The organism is Mesorhizobium sp. P160219, assembly GCF_057786095.1.
In genome coordinates, this window is sequence record NZ_JBYNWG010000001.1 from 6328873 (window position 1) to 6347279 (window position 18407).

An 18407-nucleotide genomic window follows, 5' to 3' on the forward strand; every position below is an offset into this window, starting at 1 on the left:
TATGACCGACTACATCATCGTAGGTGCCGGCCCGGCCGGCTGCGTTCTGGCCAACCGGCTGAGCGAGGATCCAGCGAATTCCGTGCTGCTGCTCGAGGCCGGCGGCAAGGACTGGCACCCCTACATCCACATGCCGGCGGGCTTTGCCAAGATGACCAAGGGCATCGCTTCCTGGGGCTGGTCGACTGTGCCGCAGAGGCACATGCAGGACCGCGTCTTCTGGTATACGCAGGCGAAGGTGGTCGGCGGCGGCTCGTCCATCAATGCCCAGATATACACGCGCGGCAACGCTCGCGACTACGACGCATGGGAGAAGGAAGAGGGCCTCGCGGGCTGGGGCTATCGCGACGTGCTGCCCTATTTCAAGCGCGCCGAGAACAACCAGCGCTTCGCCAACGATTTTCACGGCGACCAGGGGCCGCTCGGCGTGTCGAACCCGATTTCGCCGCTGCCGATTTGCGAGGCCTATTTCCGCGCCGGCCAAGAGATGGGCATCCCCTTCAACCCGGATTTCAACGGCGCTAGCCAGGAAGGCGTCGGCTACTACCAGCTGACCCAAAAGGACGCCCGGCGCTCATCCGCTTCGGTCGCCTATTTGAAGCCCATCCGCGCCCGCAAGAACCTGACGGTCCGAACCGATGTGCTGGTCACCCGCATCGTCGTCGAGAAAGGCCGCGCCATTGGCGTCGAGATCGTCGACAAACCCGGCGGCGAGAAGACCATCATGCGCGCCGAGCGCGAAGTGATCGTCTCGTCCGGCGCCATCGGTTCGCCGAAGCTGTTGATGCAGTCGGGCATCGGCCCGGCTGATCACCTGAAATCGGTCGGCGTGACGCCGGTGCATGATCTGCCCGGTGTCGGCTCCAACATGCAGGACCATCTCGATTTGTTCGTTATCGCCGAATGCACCGGCGACCACACCTATGACAACTACGCCAAGCTGCACCGCACCGCGTGGGCCGGCTTGCAGTATCTGCTGCTGAAGAAAGGGCCGGTCGCCTCCAGCCTGTTCGAGACCGGCGGCTTCTGGTACGCCGATCCGACCGCCGCCTCGCCCGACATCCAGTTTCATCTGGGACTCGGCTCCGGCATCGAGGCCGGCGTCGAGAGGTTGAAGAACCCCGGCGTGACCTTGAACTCGGCCTTCCTGCGCCCGCGCTCGCGCGGCACGGTGCGGCTGAGCAGCGCCGACCCGGCCGACCACCCGCTGATCGATCCCAACTATTGGTCGGACCCTTATGACCGCGCCATGTCGATCAAGGGCCTCAGGCTTGCGCGCGAGATCATGCGGCAGAAGGCGCTTGCACCTTACGTGTTGCGCGAGGTGCTGCCCGGACCATCGCTCGCCAGCGATGACGAGCTGATCGACTATGCCTGCCGCACCGCCAAGACCGACCATCACCCTGTGGGCACTTGCCGCATGGGCCATGACGATATGGCGGTGGTCACACCGGACCTGCGCCTGCGCGGCATCGAGGGCCTGCGCGTCTGCGATGCCTCGGTGATGCCGCGCGTGCCTTCCTCCAACACCAATGCGCCGACCATCATGGTCGGCGAAAAAGGCGCCGACATCATCCTCGGCCGCGAGCCGCTGCCGCCGGCGGTGTTCTCCGGCAATCGGGCCGCATAGCCACTTAGGAGAACCACCAATGATCAGACACTGCGTCTTCGTACGCTTCCGCGGCGATGTGCCCGCCACCGAGCGCACGGCAATCCACGCCGATCTCGAAGCACTGCGCTCCGTTGTCGACGGCATGGACACGGTCCATTTCAGCACCAATGTCAGCCCGGAGCCGTTCGCGCGCGGCTTCAGCCATGCCTTCACCATCGACTTCCGCGATGCCGCCGCCCGCGACGCCTATCTCGTGCATGAAGCGCATCAGCGCGCCGGCGCCCGATTGGTCGCAGCGCTCGAAGGCGGCACCGACGGGCTGATGGTGTTCGATCTCGACATTACGAAAAAGTGACCGCGCTTCTTTCGAAAGCCGGCTGACGCCTGTTCTCTTTTGCGCCCCAAGGAACATATCGTTCCCCGGGGGCGTTTAGGAGGAACGTCGTGGCTCTCACCGCGCAGCAGAAGAAAACCGTCCTTGCCTCCTTCCTCGGCTGGACGCTCGACGCTTTTGATTTCTTCCTTCTGACGTTCCTGCTCACCGATATCGCAACCTGATTCAACACTGACGTCCCGGCAGTCTCCAAAGCGTTGTTCCTGACGCTGGCGACACGCTTCATCGGCGCCTTCTTCTTCGGCAGGCTGGCCGACAAATATGGCCGCAAGCCCATTCTGATGCTCAACATCGTCAGCTATTCGGTGATCGGCCCGCTGGCTGCCTTCTCGCCCAATCTCATGGCTACGCGCTGGCGCTGTTTGCCGGCGTGGTCGCCGTCTGCATCATCGTCGTCATCCGCTTCAGTCCGGAACGGCGCGGACAGGTGATGACGGTGCTCGGCTGAAGTATCAGGCTCTCAGCCCAGTCTGAGGGCCACGACACCGGCGACGATGCTGAGCGCGGCGGCGCCGCGCCAGCCTGTCATTTTCTCGCCGAGCGCGAAAACCGAGATCATCATGGCAAACAGGATCGACGTCTCCCGCAACGACGCCACCGAGGCGATCGGCGCCTTGGTCATCGCCCACATGACGATCCAGTAGGCCGCGCCGCTGAGCACGCCGGTGAACAGGCCTGCCTTCCAGTCACGCGCCAGCACGGGCAGCGCCTTGGGCCCGCGAAAGATGAGGCACAGCACCAGCGCCCACGTGGCATCGCAGATGAACAGCCATGCGGCATAGCTCTGCGCCGTCGCCGCCAGCCGCGCGCCGCTGCCGTCGGAGAGCGTGTAGCTGGATATGAAGATCGAAGTGCCGAGCGCAAAGCCGACCGCCCGCACATTGATCCGCTCCAGATGCGCGCCGCCGCGAAACGACATCACCAGCGTGCCGGCCGACAGCAGCAGGATGCCGAGGATGGCGAAAGGCGCCGGCATCTCCTGCACCACGACAACGCCGCCGAGGGCGGTCAAAAGCGGCGCCGTGCCGCGCGCCAGCGGATAGGTCTGGGCGAAATCGCCGGCCTTGTAGGCGCCGATCAGGAAGGTCCGGTAGCCCATGTGAAAGAGCACCGAGGCGATTATAAAGGGCCATACCGCGGCCTTTGGAAACTCGACGAAGGGCAGCACGAACAGTGCGGCAAAACCCATGCCCAGTGTCATCAGCGTGATCGACAGGAAGCGATCGAGATGGACCTTGACCAGCGCGTTCCAGATCGCGTGCATGGCGGCGGCGGCAAGCACCGCGAAGAAGACGAAAAGCGTCATCGAGGGCTCACCGATCTCCTGAGCTCAAAGGCGTTTCGAGATCGATATCGATCCGGACCGGAAAATGGTCTGAAGCGATCTCGCCTATATCGGCACTGACCGAGCGCACACGGTCCGCGAACATACCGCCGACGAAGCAATGGTCGAGCCGGCGTTTTGCCACTTTCCCGTCGATCGTTTTCACATGGGTGTGGAAATCGGCAGCCGGCTCGCTAGCGACGGCAGCGGCATCAACAAAGCCGTCGAGATAAGCTGCCCCGCGATGATAGGGCGTGCTGCCGACGATGCGGCTGTATTCGGCGCTGCCAGGCTCCATGTTGAAATCGCCCATCCAGATCGCAGCTGTCGGGTTCTCCGGCTCGGCCTCGCCGCTGGTCCAGTTGCGCGAAGGCTCATCGTCCGCGCCGCTCCACGGGCCGCCCTCGGACGGCGCGCGGCGATGCTCGGCCAAGAGATAGTCGATCTGCTCCAGCCGCTCCTCCGCCGCGACATGGGCGAGGTGCAGCGACAGGACCCTTACCGGTCCGGCGGGTGTGCGGATCATGCATTCGAGCGCCGCATTGCGGGTGTTGAGCGGCTTGAGCGTGCGGCGCATGGGCAGCGCGTGCAGCCGCGACCAGGCGATCGGCAGCTTCGACAGCAGCATGGTGCCGAACTGGCGGCGGCGGTTGACGACCCGGCCGTCGCGCCGCTCACTGGCGTCCATGTCGAAGGCCGGGCCATAGACCCAGTAATAGCTAGGCAGCAGCTTGGACAGGACCTCCGGCTGGTCGTCCTCATTGGTGCGCTGCCAATGCCGCTCGACCTCCTGCAGCGCGATGATATCGGCGCCGTCGACCAGCTTGGTGCAGCGCGAAAGATCGTAACGGCCATCGCCGCCGAACCCGTACTGGATGTTGTAGCTGACCAGCTTCATTGCTTATCCGGCTCAATTTCGCTTTGGCAGTAGCGGTTCGGCAGATGGGTTGCAATGTACCGGCACGACGGCGGAACTGGGCCAGCGTCTATGATGTGGTCAGCGGCTGGAACCGGCCCGCCGGCGATGCCGCCAGTTCGGCCCAGTCGATCTCTTCCTCCAGCCGGTGGTAGGCTTCGTCGCCGATCGTGCCGTTGCTGCGCAACTCCTCGAGCGTGTCGCGCTGGCGGTTGATGGCATAGAGGCGCAGCCGGTCGTATTCGGTCGCGGCCTGAGCGTCCTCCGGGTTTTCCGCAATCAGGCGCTGCGCTTCATACTGTTCGCGCACGACGGCGGCGGCCGCAGATGTCTTGCGGCTCAGCACGTCCAGTGCTGCCTGCATGATGGCGACGCGCGCTTGCGCCACCTCATTGTCGACGGTTCTATCGGGGTCGAAGTTGATCCAGCGCAGCAGCGGCTTCAGCGTCATGCCTTGCAGCACCAGCGTGCCCAGCACCACCGCGAAGGCGGCAAGCACGATCGGGTCTCGGCCGGGAAAATCGGCCGGCAGCGCAATGGCGACCACCAGCGTCACCAACCCACGCATGCCGCACCAGCCGACAATGACGGCGCCGCCGAATGTCGGCAATTCCCGCCTTGCCTCTTGGCTGCCGAAGCGGGCAAGCCACCGGATGATCGCGACGTAACTCGCCACCCAGACAAGGCGCGCGACGATAACGACGACCAGCACCGTTGCGGCGAAAAGGAATGCTTCGCCTTGCCCGTCGCCGGCCAGCCTGCCAACGATCGTGCGTGCCTGCAGGCCCATCAGCACGAAAGCCAGCACGTTGAGCACGAACACGGCCGACTCCCAGACCGAATAGGTGCTGACGCGGCGTCTCGCCGACGACTGGCGCGGCGCCCTGCGCGCAATGGTCATGGCATAGACGACGATGGTGATGATGGCGGAAAGGCCCAGCCTGTCGGCGATGATCCACACGGCGAAGGTTCCGGCAAACTGCACCACCGTGCTGCTCGCCGCATCCTCGATGCGGCCGAGCGACAGCAGCGAGACGCGGCCAAACAGATAGCCCGCGATCACACTGCCGATCGTTGCCAGCAGGATCACCGGAACGGCGTTGCTGAGCATGATCGTGCCAAGCGCCGCCGAAACCGCCAGCCGGTAGATCAGCAGCGCCGTGGCATCGTTGAGCAGGCTCTCGCCCTGCAGGATGGCGGTAATGCGGTGCGGTACCTTGAACTGGCTGAGCACGGCGGATGCGGCCACCGCATCCGGTGGCGCGACGATGGCGCCGAGCGCGATTGCCGCCGCGATCGGCAGGCCGGCCATCTTCCAGCCGACCAAGGCAACCACCACGGTGGTGAAGACCACGGCGCCTAGCGCCAGCAGCGCGAGCGACAGCCGGTAGCGCTTGAGGTCGCGCAGCGACGTGTCATAGGCGGCGTCGAGAAGCACCGGCGCGATGAACAGGGCAAGCGCCAGCTCCGGATCGATCTCGATCGTCGGCGCACCGGGTACGAAGGCAATCGCGACGCCGGCCAGAGCCAGCAGGGACGGATAGGGAATTTCCAGCCGCCGCGACAGCGCCGTCAGCGCGACGGCAGCCAGAAGCAGGATGAGGGTAAGTTCGAATAGCGCCATGGCCCATCGTAACGGCGAAGCGGCATCATGGGCAGTGGCTGGATGGCAAGATGCTGTTGATTATCCAGCACTCGGGGTCCGGCAATGATACGGCCGTTCATCGCGCCAGCTTGAATCGACCGCCTCGGTCGCCCCAGGATGCTGCTTTGCTAGTGCAGCACCAGCATATCGCTCGATGAGAACGATATGTCGGCCTTCTCGCCGACAGCCGGCGGTGGCGTTGCCGGGCTGTTGAAGGTGTCGAGCGACACCGTGTTGCCGCCGATGCCGACGCGAACGCGAATGACCGAGCCGAGGAAGTGCACTTCGGAGATTTCGCCCGACAGGCTTAAATCGCGACCGGGCTGGCGTCCGAGCGAGATCGCCTCGGGACGCAGCGCCAGCGACAGCGTGTCGCCCGACTTCGAGCCGTTGAGCTTGCCCTTGAGCGAGACTTCCTGCGTGTTGACTTGCACCGTGCCGGCCGCGGCGTCAGTGACCTTGCCTTCGAGCACGTTCAGCGTGCCGACGAAGTTGGCGACGAACTTGGTCGCCGGCCGGTTGTAGATCTCGAACGGCGTGCCGACCTGCTCGGCCTTGCCGCCATACATCACCGCGATGCGGTCGGAGATCGACAGCGCCTCTTCCTGGTCATGGGTGACGAAGATGGTGGTGATGCCGAGCTTCTTCTGGATCGAGCGGATTTCCTCGCGCAACGACACACGTACCTTGGCGTCGAGCGCCGACAGCGGCTCGTCGAGCAAAAGCAGCTTCGGCTTCGGCGCGATGGCACGCGCCAGCGCGATGCGCTGCTGCTGGCCGCCGGAGAGCTGGTAGGGATAGCGGTCGGCCATCTGCGGCAGCTTGATGATGTCGAGCATCTCGGCCACGCGTCTGTCGATGTCCGCCTTGGGCATGCCGGCGACCTTCAGGCCAAAGCCGATGTTTTGCGCCACCGTCAGGTTGGGGAACAGCGCATAGGCTTGGAACACCATGCCGACATTGCGCTGGTTGGGCTTTAGCCTCGTGATGTCCTTGCCTGCGACGACGATCTTGCCCGCCGACGGCTCTTCGAAACCGGCGACCATGCGCAGCACGGTGGTCTTGCCGCAACCCGATGGCCCAAGGAAGGATACGAACTCGCCCGGCTCGACATCAAGATTGAAATCTTCGACCACGGTGGTGGCGCCGAAGGATTTTCGCACATGCTGGATGGAGAGGAATGGTTCGGCCATGGCTTTTTCTTTCGATCAGTACTTTGTCGATCAGTTCGGGCGGTTCGCCGATCTCGGCGCGAAACGGGACAGGATCTGGATCAGCGACATACAGCCCCAGGTGATGGCGAAGGCGATGATGGCAAGCGCCGCCGGCTCATAGGCGCGGTTGGCGCCAACGTTTTGCAGATAGGGGCCGAAGGCGGGCCGGTTGAGCAAGCTGGCCATGGTGAATTCGCCAATGACGATGGCGAAGGTAAGGAAGGCGCCCGACAGCACGGCGATCAGCACATTGGGCAGGATCACACGACCAATGATCGTGCCCCAACCGGCGCCAAGGATCTGCGCCGCTTCGGTCAGCGTCCTGACGTCGATGGTGCGCAGTCCGGTATCGACCGCGCGATACATGTAGGGCAGCGCCAGCATTGCATAGCCGATGACCAGCAAGGCATTTGTGCCCATGTCGGTCGCCAGGAACGGCAGCGGCGAATTCGAACCGTACATCCTGATATAGCCGAAGACGATGACGATGGCGGGAATGACCAGCGGCAGCAGCGTGATGAACTCTACGATCGGCCGCAGTTGCGGCAGGCGCAGTCGAATCCAGTAGGCGGCGGGCACCACGATCAACACGCCCAGAATGATGGTGAAGATGGCGGCAAGCACTGAGTAGCCAAAGGTCGCCTGAAAACGAGGGTCGCCAAGCACGATCTGATAGGCGTCGAAGGAATAAGCGCCGCGCCGCATGCGCAAGGAAAATTCCACCGTCGCGATCAGCGGAATGAAGAAATAGGCCGCGCCCAGCCCGAAGACGACCCAGGCCCAGAATTTTCCGGACTTCATTTCAGCCACCTCTCCGAGCGCGTCCGGAACCAAATGTAGAAGACATTGGCCAGCCCGGTGATGACGATCATGCCGAAGGCGATCGCATAGCCGAGATGGGCATTGTGCAGCACGTCACCGCGTATCTGCGCATAGAGCAGGATCGGTACGATGTTGAGTGAAGAGCCGGTCAGCGCATAGGCGGTGGCGATGGCGCCGAAGGCATTGGCGAAGAGCAGGATGACCGTGCCGAGGAAACTCGGCCAGATCACCGGGATGACCACCATGCGCCAGTATTGCGTCTGGGTGGCGCCAAGCGTCGCCGCAGCCTCGCCCCACTCCTTCTTCAAGCCGTCGATCGCCGGCGTGATGATGACCACCATTAGGGGAATCTGGAAATAGACATAGGTCAGCGTCAGGCCCCAGAACGATAGGATGTTGAAGCCGTGCGCATAAATGTTGAGGCCGAACACGGTGTTGAGCAGCACCGTGGCGAGACCGAGGCGTCCGAGCGTGGCGATGAAGGCGAAGGCCAGCGGTACGCCGGCGAAATTGGAAGCCACGCCGGAGAATGTCAGCGTCGCCGAACGTATCCACTCCGGCAGGCCGCCGCGCACGATGGCGATGGCGATGCCGAGACCTGCGAAGGCGCCGATCAGCGAGGAGGAAAGGCTGACCTTGAGCGAGATCCAGTAGGCGGCGACAATCGATGGCTGCGCCAGTGCTGCTATGTTTTCGAACGTGAATTCGCCGGCATCGTTCTGGAATGCACCCAGCATCAGATAGAGCGTGGGTAGGATCAGGAACATGATGGCGAAGATGAAGAATGGCGCAACGCCGAGCCATTGCGTCGGCAGTCGCATTGCACGCGCCTCGCTGGGGGGCGCGGTCTTCCCGGCAACTGCGTGATCGGAAAGCGAGATATCTGTCATGCGCCGGCTACCGTCTCCGAGGAACACCGGGCGGCCGCGAGGCCGCCCGGTTGGTTTCAAGCCTTACTTGACGTTGGCGCCGACGACGGCATCCCAGTTCTTGGTGACGGCTTCCTTTGCCTTGCCCTGCTCGTCCAGCGTCGGGAACACCGCGGCAGCGTAAGCCTCGGCCGGCGGCAGCTTGGCCATCACGTCCGCCGGGAGCTTGCCGTTCTTGGCAAGATCGTTGAAGCGGATCGGGTGGCAATAGCCCTTCAGCCAGCCGATCTGGCCTTCGTCGGAGTAGAGATACTCCAGCCAGAGCTTGGCAGCGTTCGGATGCGGTGCGAAAGCACTGATCGCCTGCACATAGACGCCGGCAACGACACCGGTCTTGGGCACGACGACGTCGACGGGCGGATTGCCCTTCAGCGTGTCGCGACCGGCAAGTGCATTGTAATCCCAGGTCACCAGGATCGGCGTCTGGCCTTGTGCCAGGGTCGCCGGTTTGCCGATGACCGGCACGAAATTGCCGGCGGCGTTAAGCTTCTTGAAGAAGTCGAGACCAGCAGTGCCAGCAGCTTCGCCGGCAGCCGCACCACCGGAAATGCCGGCCGCGTAGACGGCCTGGATGGCCTGGTTCGAGGCGCGCGGGTCGCCGGCAAGCGCCACGGTGTTGGCGAATTCCGGCTTCAGCAGGTCAGCCCAGTCAGCAGGCGCTTCCTTGACGAGGTCCTTGTTCACCAGGAAGGATAGCACGCCATAGTAGTCGCCGGTCCAGTAACCATCGGCATCCTTGGCGCTGTCGGGGATCGAGTCCCAGGTCGACACTTTGTAGGGCTGGATCAGGCCGTCAGCCTTGGCGGTCGGGCCGAAGGACAGGCCAACGTCGATGACGTCGGGCGCCTGCGGGCCCTTGTTGTCCTTGTTGGCCTTGATCGCCTCGACCTCGTCGCCGGAGCCGGCATCGGGGTTGAGTTCGTTGATGGTGATCTCAGGATACTTTGCCTTGAAGCCGTCGATGACGGCGCCGTAGCCGCACCAGTCATGCGGCAGCGCGATGGTCGTGAGCTGGCCTTCCTTCTTCGCAGCGGCAACCAGTTCATCCATGGACTGGGCCGACGAGATAGCAGAGGTCGCCATGAGGGCGACGGCCGAAAGGGAAAGCACTTTCCCTGTGAACTTGAACATGTGTTCTCTCCGTTGAACTGGCGTCCTGGACGCCTGCGATGCGGTATCGGTTTCATATGACAGCCAGATGAAAGCTTTTTGAAACTGGCCCCCGGCGGTACGAAAAGTTAACTCTTTTTAACCGGCTGTAGCAATTAGCCTCGACTTAATTTCCCGGCTAATGGTTTATTGCCTTGCTTTTTGCCCCCTTGCCCTTCCTTTCCCTTCGTTTTTAGATCACGTCCGGCACAGAAACCGCCTCAGACAGTGCCGGCGATAGTGTTCTCGAGCAGCGTCAGCGCCGCCTTTTTGGTCAGCCTGACCGGGTTGCCGCCGGCGGTCGGATCGACCACCGCCATGTCGGCGATCAGCCCTTTGCGCTTCTTGTCCATGTCGAGCCCCTTGATCAGGCCGGGCAGCGCATGCGGCACCTTCAATTCCTTGCGCAGCTTGATGATCGCTTTGGCAAAGCCGTCGAAGCCACCCTTGATGCCGCAATAGGCAGCGAGCCGGGCAATCCGCTCCTCGATGGAGTCGCGATTGAAGGCCAAGACATAGGGCATGAACACCGCATTCGTCATGCCGTGATGGGTGTCGTAGAGCGCGCCGATCGGATGCGACAGCGAGTGGATGGCGCCAAGACCCTTCTGGAAGGCGGCAGCACCCATGGCGGCCGCACTCATCATGTGGGCGCGCGCGACAAGGTCCTTGCCGTTGGCGTAGGCCTTGGGCAGGTTCTCGAACACCAGGCGCACACCTTCCACCGCAATGCCGTCGGCCATCGGATGGTAGCCCGGCGCGCAATAGGCTTCGAGGCAATGTGCCAGCGCATCCATGCCGGTGCCGGCGGTGATGAAGCCGGGCATGCCGACCGACAGTTCCGGATCGGCAATGACGATTGCCGGCAAAAGCTTCGGATGGAAGATGACCTTCTTGGTGTGCGTCGCCTCATTGGTGATGACGCCGGCACGCCCGACTTCCGAGCCTGTGCCGGCAGTGGTCGGCACGGCGATGATCGGCGCGATGGCATCCGAATTGGCGCGCGTCCACCAGTCGCCGACATCCTCAAAGTCCCAGATCGGTCGCGTCTGGCCGGCCTGGAACGCGATCAGCTTGCCGAGATCGAGCGCTGAACCGCCGCCGAAGGCGATGACGCCGTCATGCTTGCCCTTCTTGAACACGGCGATGCCGGCGGTGAGGTTGGAATCGACCGGGTTCGGCTTCACCTCGGAGAACACGCCATAGGATACCTTGGCGTCGTCGAGGATTTTCAGCGTCGAAGCGACGACCGGCAGTTTCGCCAACCCCGGATCGGTGACGAAAAGCGGCCGCTTAATGCCGGTGGCAGCGAGCACCTCAGGCAGTTCCTTGATGCGCCCGGCGCCGAAGCGGACGGTGGTCGGGTAGTTCCATTTGGAGATCAGCTTGGACATGTCTTGTCTTTCAAAAAATCAGATGGCTTCGCGCAGATGGAAGGATTTCGGCCGGGTCAGATTGTCGTAGCCGAGCGCCGAAAGGGCAACGCCTTTGCCGGTGTCCTTGACGCCGGTCCAGACCAGCGCCGGATCGAGGTAGTCGCAGCGGTTCATGAACACGGTGCCGGTCTCGACGCGGTCGCCGATCGCCACCGCATGCTCGATATCGCCGGTCCAGATCGAAGCGGTCAGCCCGTAGGGGCTGTCGTTCATCAGCGCGATCGCCTCCTCGTCGTTACGCACCTTCATGATGCCGACGATCGGGCCAAAACTTTCCTCGCGCATGACGCTCATCTGGTGGTCGACGCCGGTCAGCACTTCCGGCGCCAGATAGGGCGAGCCGGCCTTGTCGTTAGCCACCTTCATATTGATGTGTGCGATTGCACCCTTGCGCAGCGCCTCGGCCTTCTGCTCGCGGATCAGGTCGGCAAAGCGCGCCTGAGCCATCGGCCCCATTGTCGTCGCCTGTTCCAGCGGATTGCCGACGGCATAATTCTTCGTCTCGGCGATGAAACCTTCGACGAACTGGTCGTAGACCTTCTCATGCACATAGACGCGCTCGATGCCGCAGCAGCACTGGCCGGAATTGTAGAAGGCGCCGTCGACCAGATTGGCCACCGCATGGTCGAGCTTGGCGTCGGGCAGCACATAGGCCGGGTCCTTGCCGCCGAGTTCGAGCCCGAGCGTCATGAAGGTGCCGGCCGCCGCCTTCTCGATGGCGCGGCCGCCGCCGACCGAACCGGTGAAATTGACATGGTCGATCTTGCCCGAGCCGAGCAGCTTCTCGGTCTGGGCATGGTTCAGCACGACATTCTGGAACACGCCCTTGGGCAGCCCAACCTTGTCGAACGCCTGCTGGAACCGTTCGCCAACCAGCAGCGTCTGCGCCGCATGTTTGAGGATAACGGTATTGCCGGCCATCAGTGCCGGCACGATGGTGTTGACGGCGGTCAGATAGGGATAGTTCCACGGCGCGATCACCATGACGACGCCGAGCGGATCCTTCTTCACATAGCGTCGGAAGCCGTCCTTCGGGTTGGATGCCGGCACGGATTTCAGCGCGGCTTCAGCGATCTCGACCATGTAATTGGTGCGTTCCCTGACGCCGCCGAACTCGCCGCCATAGCGCACCGGTCGCCCCATCTGCCAGGCGATCTCCGGCACGATCTCGTCGGTCATCGCGACCAGCGCTTCGAGCATCGCCAGCATAAATTTGCCGCGCTCGACGATCGGCGTCAGCGCCCACTTCTCCTGCGCCGCCTTGGCGCGCTCGACCGCGGCATTGATCGCCTGGTCGGTCGCGATCGGCCGCTCGGCGTAAATCGAACCATCGATGGGCGATTTGAGTTTTACGGTTTCCAAAGGATACTCCAAGTTAGCAGGCTAGGGTGCGCAGATGGCCATTGCGGCCATAGCGAAGGATGGGCTCGTCACGCGTCACCAGAACCATGTCCAACGCTCTCGCACTTGCCATCAGTATCCGATCCATGGGATCACCATGAGGCGGACCGGGCAGGTTGGATGACGCAATCAGAATGGCTGGTGAGATAGCGCTGAGCTTTGCCGACATTCGCTCGATGAATCTCTCCACGAAGTCGAGTGGCGCCAATGGCAGATTGAGCCGGCCCTTGGCTACGCCAATTCCGATCTCCCATGCCGACATCGGCGAAAGATACAGACGGCCGTCATAGGCCGCTTCCGAAATCTCCCGGCTTGCGTGCGGATCGATCAGACTATCGTTGGCGACAAAGATCATCGCACATGTATCCAGAAGCAGGTTTGGCTCTTCGCTCATTTACGCACCGCAAGTTTGCCGTCGCGCGCGTCAGCCTCACCGCCCAGATAGCCCCGGTCCCATGGCTCGTCATCGAAAGGTTTGGTGATATCAAATCCGGCTTCGATTGTTATCAGGCCCTTCATGAAACCAAAACCGGGGTGGCGATCCGCGCGCGCCTCCTTTGGCGCGGCAGGCACGCTACCACTGGGCGGCGCCGAAATGGGCACTTTGCGAACGCGGCGAAATACCAGTTTCCCACTCCCTATATTGACGGATTCGGTCTCGAACCCGGCCTCAAGCCACTCCCTTGTCATGGGATTGTTGCTCGGATTGTTGCTCCACCATGCAGGGTATTGCTTCGATGCGGGCAGCGGCAGATTGAGCACTCTCTCGATTTCGGCGAATGACATCGGAACGCGATCGACATTTTGGGCAATGAGGAAGTCCTTGAGCGGCGCATATTTGGACATTGCAAACTCCTCAATGTAGCGCACTGCAATTTACAGGTACCATATGGTACTAACTTCACTACATTGTCAACATTAAAGCTGTATAAAGTTTTAATACCGCTCGAACCCCCTGTGCAGTTCCCAATCCGTAATCCGGCGGTCGTATTCGAACTGCTCCCACTTTGCGGTGTGGACATAATGTTCGAGCACGTCATCGCCGAGCGCCTGCTTCAGCATCTTCGACTTGGCCAGCGTCTCGGTGGCGTCGCGAAGCGTCTTCGGGATCTCTGGCAGGCGCGAGGCCTGGTAGGCATCGCCGACGAACGGCTTCTGCAGTTCGAGCTTCTCGTCGATGCCGGCAAGGCCGGCGGCGATCAGCGCGGCGAAAGCGAGATAGGGGTTCAGGTCGGCGCCGCCGATGCGGCATTCCATGCGGATGCCCTTGGTGCCCTCACCGCACAGGCGGAAGCCGGCGGTGCGGTTGTCCTCGCTCCACATGATCTTGGTCGGTGCGAAGGTGCCGGCCTGGAAGCGCTTGTAGGAGTTGATGTAGGGCGCTAGGAACCAGGTAAACTCCCTGGCATATTTGAGCTGCCCAGCCGCCCATTGCTGGCCAAGCGTGGACAAAGTCCAGTCCGCCTTCTTGTCGAAGAACAATGGCGTCTTGCCGTCGGCGCTCCACAGCGAATTGTGGATGTGGCTGGAATTACCGGCGAGCCCGTAATTGTATTTCGACATGAAGGAAATCGACTTGCCTTCGGACTCGGCAATCTCCTTGGCGCCGTTCTTCAGGATGACGTGGCGGTCGGCCATGTCGAGCGCTTCGGCATAGCGCACATTGATCTCTTCCTGGCCTGGGCCCCATTCGCCCTTGGAATTCTCGATCGGAATGCCGGCCGCTTCCATCTCGTTGCGAAGCCGGCGCATGACGCCTTCTTCCTTGGTGGTGATGCCGATCTGGTAGTCGCCAATATAGGGCGAAGCGGTATCGAGGCCCTGCCAGTGCTTCTTGCGGGCGGAATCATAGGTCTCGTTGAACAGGTAGAATTCGAGCTCGGAGGCGAAGTAGCCGATATAGCCGCGTTCGGTGAGCCGCTTGACCTGCTTTTTCAGCATCGCGCGCGGCGAATGCGGAAGGTCGTCATGGGTGTGGTGGTCGAGCACGTCGCAGATCACCAGCGCGGTCTTTTCCAGCCACGGAATCCGCCGCAGTGTCGCAAGGTCCGGCTTCATGACGAAGTCGCCATAGCCCTTCGACCAGCTTGCCGCCTTGTAGCCCGGCACCGGCTCCATATCGATGTCGGCGGCGAGCAGATAGTTGCAGCCATGCGTCTCGTCATGAGCAGAATCCACAAAGTACTGCGCCAGGAAACGCTTTCCCGCGAGCCGCCCCTGCATGTCGACGATGCAGGCCAGCACCGTGTCGATCTCGCCATTGGAGACCGCTTTCTTCAACTGATCGAACGAGAAATTTCCGGCCATTCCTTTGGCACTCCAGTGCTTGGTCGTTGAGGACGAACCATAGCCGGCTGCCCGCCGGCCATGGCCATGATGGTGACGTCAGTGGCCGGTTTCGCCGACCGCCTGTTCGGCGGCCTTGATCGCTGCCTGGCGCGCCGCGATGATGTCGCCCAGCGGCGGGCCCTGGAAGCGATTGCGCTCGAAGGCGAACCAGACAATCGCCGTCAGGATGAAGAAGCCGACGGTGATGTACAGCGCCCAGTCGTTCGGCGGCTGGATGCCGATGATGAAGATCAGGATCATCGACACGATCGAGAGAACGCCGAACAGCATGAAGATGCCACGGCCCAGGTTCCACGGTCCCATCTTGTCCCACTTCGGGGTACCCCAGGCCAGCATGCCGAGCACGATCGGCACGGTGAAGGACAGGAACAGGAAGATGACGGTGCACGACACGACGATGGTGTAGGCCGAAGTGCCGGCGACCGAAACCAGCGTCGAACCCCAAACGAACAGCACCGACAGGACCGACGCCGTCCAGATCGCCGCCACCGGCGTGCGATAGGTCGGGCTGACCTTGGCCAGTGCCGACGAGCCCGGCAGGCCGCCGTCACGCGAGAAGGCGAAGATCATGCGCGAAGCCGAGGTGACGGTTGCGAGGCCGCACAGCAGCTGGGCGATGAACACGACGAGATAGACGAACTCCTTGAGGCCGGGACTGACGCGCTGGTCGAAGGCCCAGAAGAACACGTTCCAACCCTGCTTGGCGGCGTCGTCCATGTTGGGGATCATCAGCACGAAGGCGGCCAGGAACAAATAGCCGAAGACCGCCGACCAGATAACCGACATCACCATCGCACGCGGCACCGATGAGGCCGCCTTGATGGTTTCCTCGGAAGTATGTGCCGAAGCATCGTAGCCGGTGATGGTGTAGATCGGCAGCAAGAGGCCGAGAGCGAACACCCAGGCGTTCGAGACGGACGGCCAGACGCTGGCGCCGGCCTCACCCGAGTAGTTGTGGAAGGTGAAGAGCCGGCTGAAATCCCAGGTCTCGGCGGAGAACAGGCAGACGACCGCAATCAGGATCGAGCCGAAGAAGATCAGGTAACCCGAAAAATCGGTCAACTTCGCCGTCAGCTTGATGCCGAGATGGTTGATCAGGGCCTGGGCGCCAGTGATGATGACCAGGAAGATCATCTGATTGGTCAGCGTACCCTCGATGCCGAGCGTCGGCCCGAAGGCGCCGATGAAGAACGTCCAGGTGCCGACATTGATGGCGCCGAGCACGGTGATCAGGCCGAGCAGGTTGAGCCAGGCCGTCACCCAGCCGGTGCCGCGATTGCCGAGGATCGAACCCCAGTGATAGAGGCCGCCGGCCGTCGGATAGGCCGAGCTGATCTGCGACATGGCGACCGCGAAGGTGAGCGAAACGAAGCAGCCGACCAGCCAGCCGATGCCGATACCGATACCGCCGGCGCCCGACGTTGCCTGCGCTAGCGAATTGATGCCGCCCGACAGGATGCAGATGATGGAGAAGGAAACGGCGAAGTTGGAGAAGCGGCTTAGCCGCCGCTCAAGTTCCTGGGCGTAGCCCATGGAATGGAGGTGCTTTACGTCTTCCGCCTTATCTGTGTCTGAATAACCCGGTGCTGCCATTGTAGTCCCCTTTGCGTTCTTAGCTGGCCGGCCCTGCCCCGGTCGGCTTGCGCCGGCCGGAGCATCTAGTCTTTGCTGTTAGCCTGCCGTCTGGCCGACGGCTGCTTCCGCGGCCGCGATCTCGGAAGCGCGGCGAGCAATGTCGGCGCCGATCGGCGGGCCTTTGAAGCGGCGCGATTCGATGCCGAACCACAGAACCACCAGCAGAACGATCAGGCCGATGGCATAGTTGATCAGGATGTCGAAGGGCGGCTGGATGCCGGCATACATCAGCACCAGAACGCCAAGCACCGTGATGACGGCGAACGGCTTGGACCAGATGCCGAGGCGGAACGGGCCGAATTCGGTCCAGCTCTTGCCCTCGGCAAGCAGGCCGGCGGCCACGGGCATGGCGTAGGACACGTAGAGGAACAATGCACAGCCGGCCGCCAGTGCGGCAAAAGCCGGCGAGTACAATGTCGCTGCGACTGCGAGCACCGCTCCGAGCCAGATCGCCGCCACGGGCGTGCGCCATGTCGGGCTGACGGTTTTCCACACCGACGAACCGGGCAGGCCGCCGTCACGCGCGAAGGCAAAGATCATGCGCGAGGTCGACGTCAGTCCGGCGAGCGCGCAGATGAAGTTCGCCAGCACGATCGCGATGGCAATGATGCTCTTCAGCAGGAATGGCGCCGGCAGATTGTTGAAGAGATTGAACCAGGCATTGGCGCCATCCTTGGCCGTCGCTGCCAGATCGGGGCTGGCCAGTACGAACGAAACGGCCATGACGAAGCCGAACACCAGCGACCACAGAACCGAATGGATCATGCCGCGCGGCACCGCCACGCGGGCATTGTGGGTCTCTTCGGACGTGTGGGCCGAAGCGTCGAAGCCGGTGATGGTGTAGAGTGGGTAGAGCAGGCCGATCAGGAAGGCGACGAGTGCCGTCCGTGCGGTCGGAACGTAGCCTGCGCCTGGATCACCGGTGTTGTTGACGAAGGTGGTGAGCCGCGAGAAATCCCAGCTTGCGCCCCAGATCAGGAACATCGCGGTCAACACGACGGCGACGACCAGAATGAGGTAGCCCGAGAAATCCGTCAGCATGGTGGTGAGCCTGATACCGAAATGGTTGATCAGCGCCTGCGCGACCGTGATGATCACAACGCCGATCACCTGCTCCTGATAGCCCCACGCGGAGACGTCGTTACCGAACACGCCGGACCAGACAAGGTCCTTGAACAGCGCGTAGACGCCGACATTGACCGAGGCGACGACGAAGACCAGGCCGAGCAAGTTGATCCAGGCCGTGGCCCAGCCCCAGCCGCGCCCGCCGAGAATTGACGACCAGTGGTAGAGACCGCCGGCCGTCGGATAGGCCGAGCCGATCTGGCCAAGGGACGCGGCAACGACAAGTGCAAAGACGCCGCCGATGACCCAGCCGACAGTCGCCTCGAAGCCGCTGCCGGTCGCCATGGCCAGCGGGAAGGACGTGATGCCGCCCGCCAGAATGCAAATGATCGAAAAGGAAATAGCGAAGTTCGAGAAGCCGCTCATGCGGCGAGCCAACTCCTGGGCATAGCCCATGCTATGGAGGGTTTTTACATCCTCCGATCTTTCAGCGTCTGATTTGTCCGGTCCTGCCAT

17 protein-coding genes are annotated in these 18407 nt (G+C 62.5%); 3 read left to right on the forward strand and 14 right to left on the reverse strand.

Annotation, left to right across the window (positions count from 1 at the left end; all coding sequences use genetic code 11):
* Position 1: 1 nt before the first annotated feature.
* The 3 genes from AC3EMP_RS30630 (at position 2) to AC3EMP_RS30640 (ending at position 2437) form a co-directional block, all read left to right on the forward strand.
* On the forward strand, positions 2-1630 hold the full coding sequence (locus tag AC3EMP_RS30630) for a GMC family oxidoreductase (protein ID WP_023691834.1): 1629 nt from the start codon (positions 2-4) through the stop codon (positions 1628-1630).
* Positions 1631-1649: 19 nt separating this feature from the next.
* A complete protein-coding gene (locus AC3EMP_RS30635; protein ID WP_023814631.1) occupies positions 1650-1967 on the forward strand; it encodes a Dabb family protein in 318 nt (105 codons plus the stop codon).
* Positions 1968-2203: 236 nt separating this feature from the next.
* Positions 2204-2437, forward strand: coding sequence for an MFS transporter (locus tag AC3EMP_RS30640; RefSeq protein ID WP_027049806.1), 234 nt, complete (start codon positions 2204-2206; stop codon positions 2435-2437).
* Positions 2438-2466: 29 nt separating this feature from the next.
* On the opposite strand, the gene AC3EMP_RS30645 is transcribed toward AC3EMP_RS30640, so the two are convergent.
* From AC3EMP_RS30645 to AC3EMP_RS30710, 14 genes are all read right to left on the reverse strand, one after another.
* Positions 2467-3312, reverse strand: a complete 846-nt coding sequence (locus tag AC3EMP_RS30645; protein WP_023710923.1) for an EamA family transporter — start codon at positions 3310-3312, stop codon at positions 2467-2469.
* 7 nt (positions 3313-3319) lie between these two features.
* Positions 3320-4228 carry an endonuclease/exonuclease/phosphatase family protein gene (locus AC3EMP_RS30650; RefSeq protein WP_023710922.1) on the reverse strand — a complete coding sequence of 303 codons (909 nt, stop codon included), beginning with the start codon at positions 4226-4228 and terminating at the stop codon, positions 3320-3322.
* 88 nt (positions 4229-4316) lie between these two features.
* Entirely contained in the window at positions 4317-5870 is a 1554-nt protein-coding gene (locus AC3EMP_RS30655) for a cation:proton antiporter (protein WP_023695635.1), read from the reverse strand.
* 149 nt (positions 5871-6019) lie between these two features.
* Positions 6020-7084: an ABC transporter ATP-binding protein gene (locus AC3EMP_RS30660; protein ID WP_488494714.1), complete on the reverse strand. Its 1065-nt coding sequence runs from the start codon at positions 7082-7084 to the stop codon at positions 6020-6022.
* Positions 7085-7114: 30 nt separating this feature from the next.
* Positions 7115-7906, reverse strand: coding sequence for an ABC transporter permease (locus AC3EMP_RS30665; RefSeq protein WP_023671171.1), 792 nt, complete (start codon positions 7904-7906; stop codon positions 7115-7117).
* Positions 7903-8817, reverse strand: coding sequence for an ABC transporter permease (locus AC3EMP_RS30670; RefSeq protein ID WP_023671170.1), 915 nt, complete (start codon positions 8815-8817; stop codon positions 7903-7905). The genes AC3EMP_RS30665 and AC3EMP_RS30670 overlap by 4 nt, the downstream gene beginning before the upstream one ends.
* Positions 8818-8880: 63 nt before the next feature.
* The gene (locus tag AC3EMP_RS30675) at positions 8881-9987 is read right to left on the reverse strand and encodes an ABC transporter substrate-binding protein (RefSeq protein ID WP_023671169.1); all 1107 of its coding nucleotides are present in this window, start codon (positions 9985-9987) and stop codon (positions 8881-8883) included.
* A gap of 239 nt (positions 9988-10226) precedes the next feature.
* Positions 10227-11399, reverse strand: a complete 1173-nt coding sequence (locus AC3EMP_RS30680) for an iron-containing alcohol dehydrogenase (protein ID WP_023725206.1) — start codon at positions 11397-11399, stop codon at positions 10227-10229.
* Between the two features lie 18 nt (positions 11400-11417).
* Positions 11418-12803, reverse strand: coding sequence for an aldehyde dehydrogenase family protein (locus AC3EMP_RS30685; protein WP_023701010.1), 1386 nt, complete (start codon positions 12801-12803; stop codon positions 11418-11420).
* Positions 12804-12816: 13 nt separating this feature from the next.
* The gene (locus AC3EMP_RS30690; RefSeq protein ID WP_031196520.1) at positions 12817-13236 is read right to left on the reverse strand and encodes a type II toxin-antitoxin system VapC family toxin; all 420 of its coding nucleotides are present in this window, start codon (positions 13234-13236) and stop codon (positions 12817-12819) included.
* Positions 13233-13688 (reverse strand): DUF7662 domain-containing protein, encoded by a 456-nt coding sequence (locus tag AC3EMP_RS30695; protein WP_023695631.1) that lies wholly within the window; start codon positions 13686-13688, stop codon positions 13233-13235. Before AC3EMP_RS30695 ends, AC3EMP_RS30690 begins: the two co-directional genes overlap by 4 nt.
* Before the next feature lie 90 nt (positions 13689-13778).
* Positions 13779-15149, reverse strand: a complete 1371-nt coding sequence (locus tag AC3EMP_RS30700) for a glutamine synthetase family protein (protein WP_023671164.1) — start codon at positions 15147-15149, stop codon at positions 13779-13781.
* Positions 15150-15227: 78 nt separating this feature from the next.
* Positions 15228-16784: an amino acid permease gene (locus AC3EMP_RS30705; protein WP_023671163.1), complete on the reverse strand. Its 1557-nt coding sequence runs from the start codon at positions 16782-16784 to the stop codon at positions 15228-15230.
* 78 nt (positions 16785-16862) lie between these two features.
* Positions 16863-18407 (reverse strand): amino acid permease, encoded by a 1545-nt coding sequence (locus tag AC3EMP_RS30710; RefSeq protein ID WP_023691842.1) that lies wholly within the window; start codon positions 18405-18407, stop codon positions 16863-16865.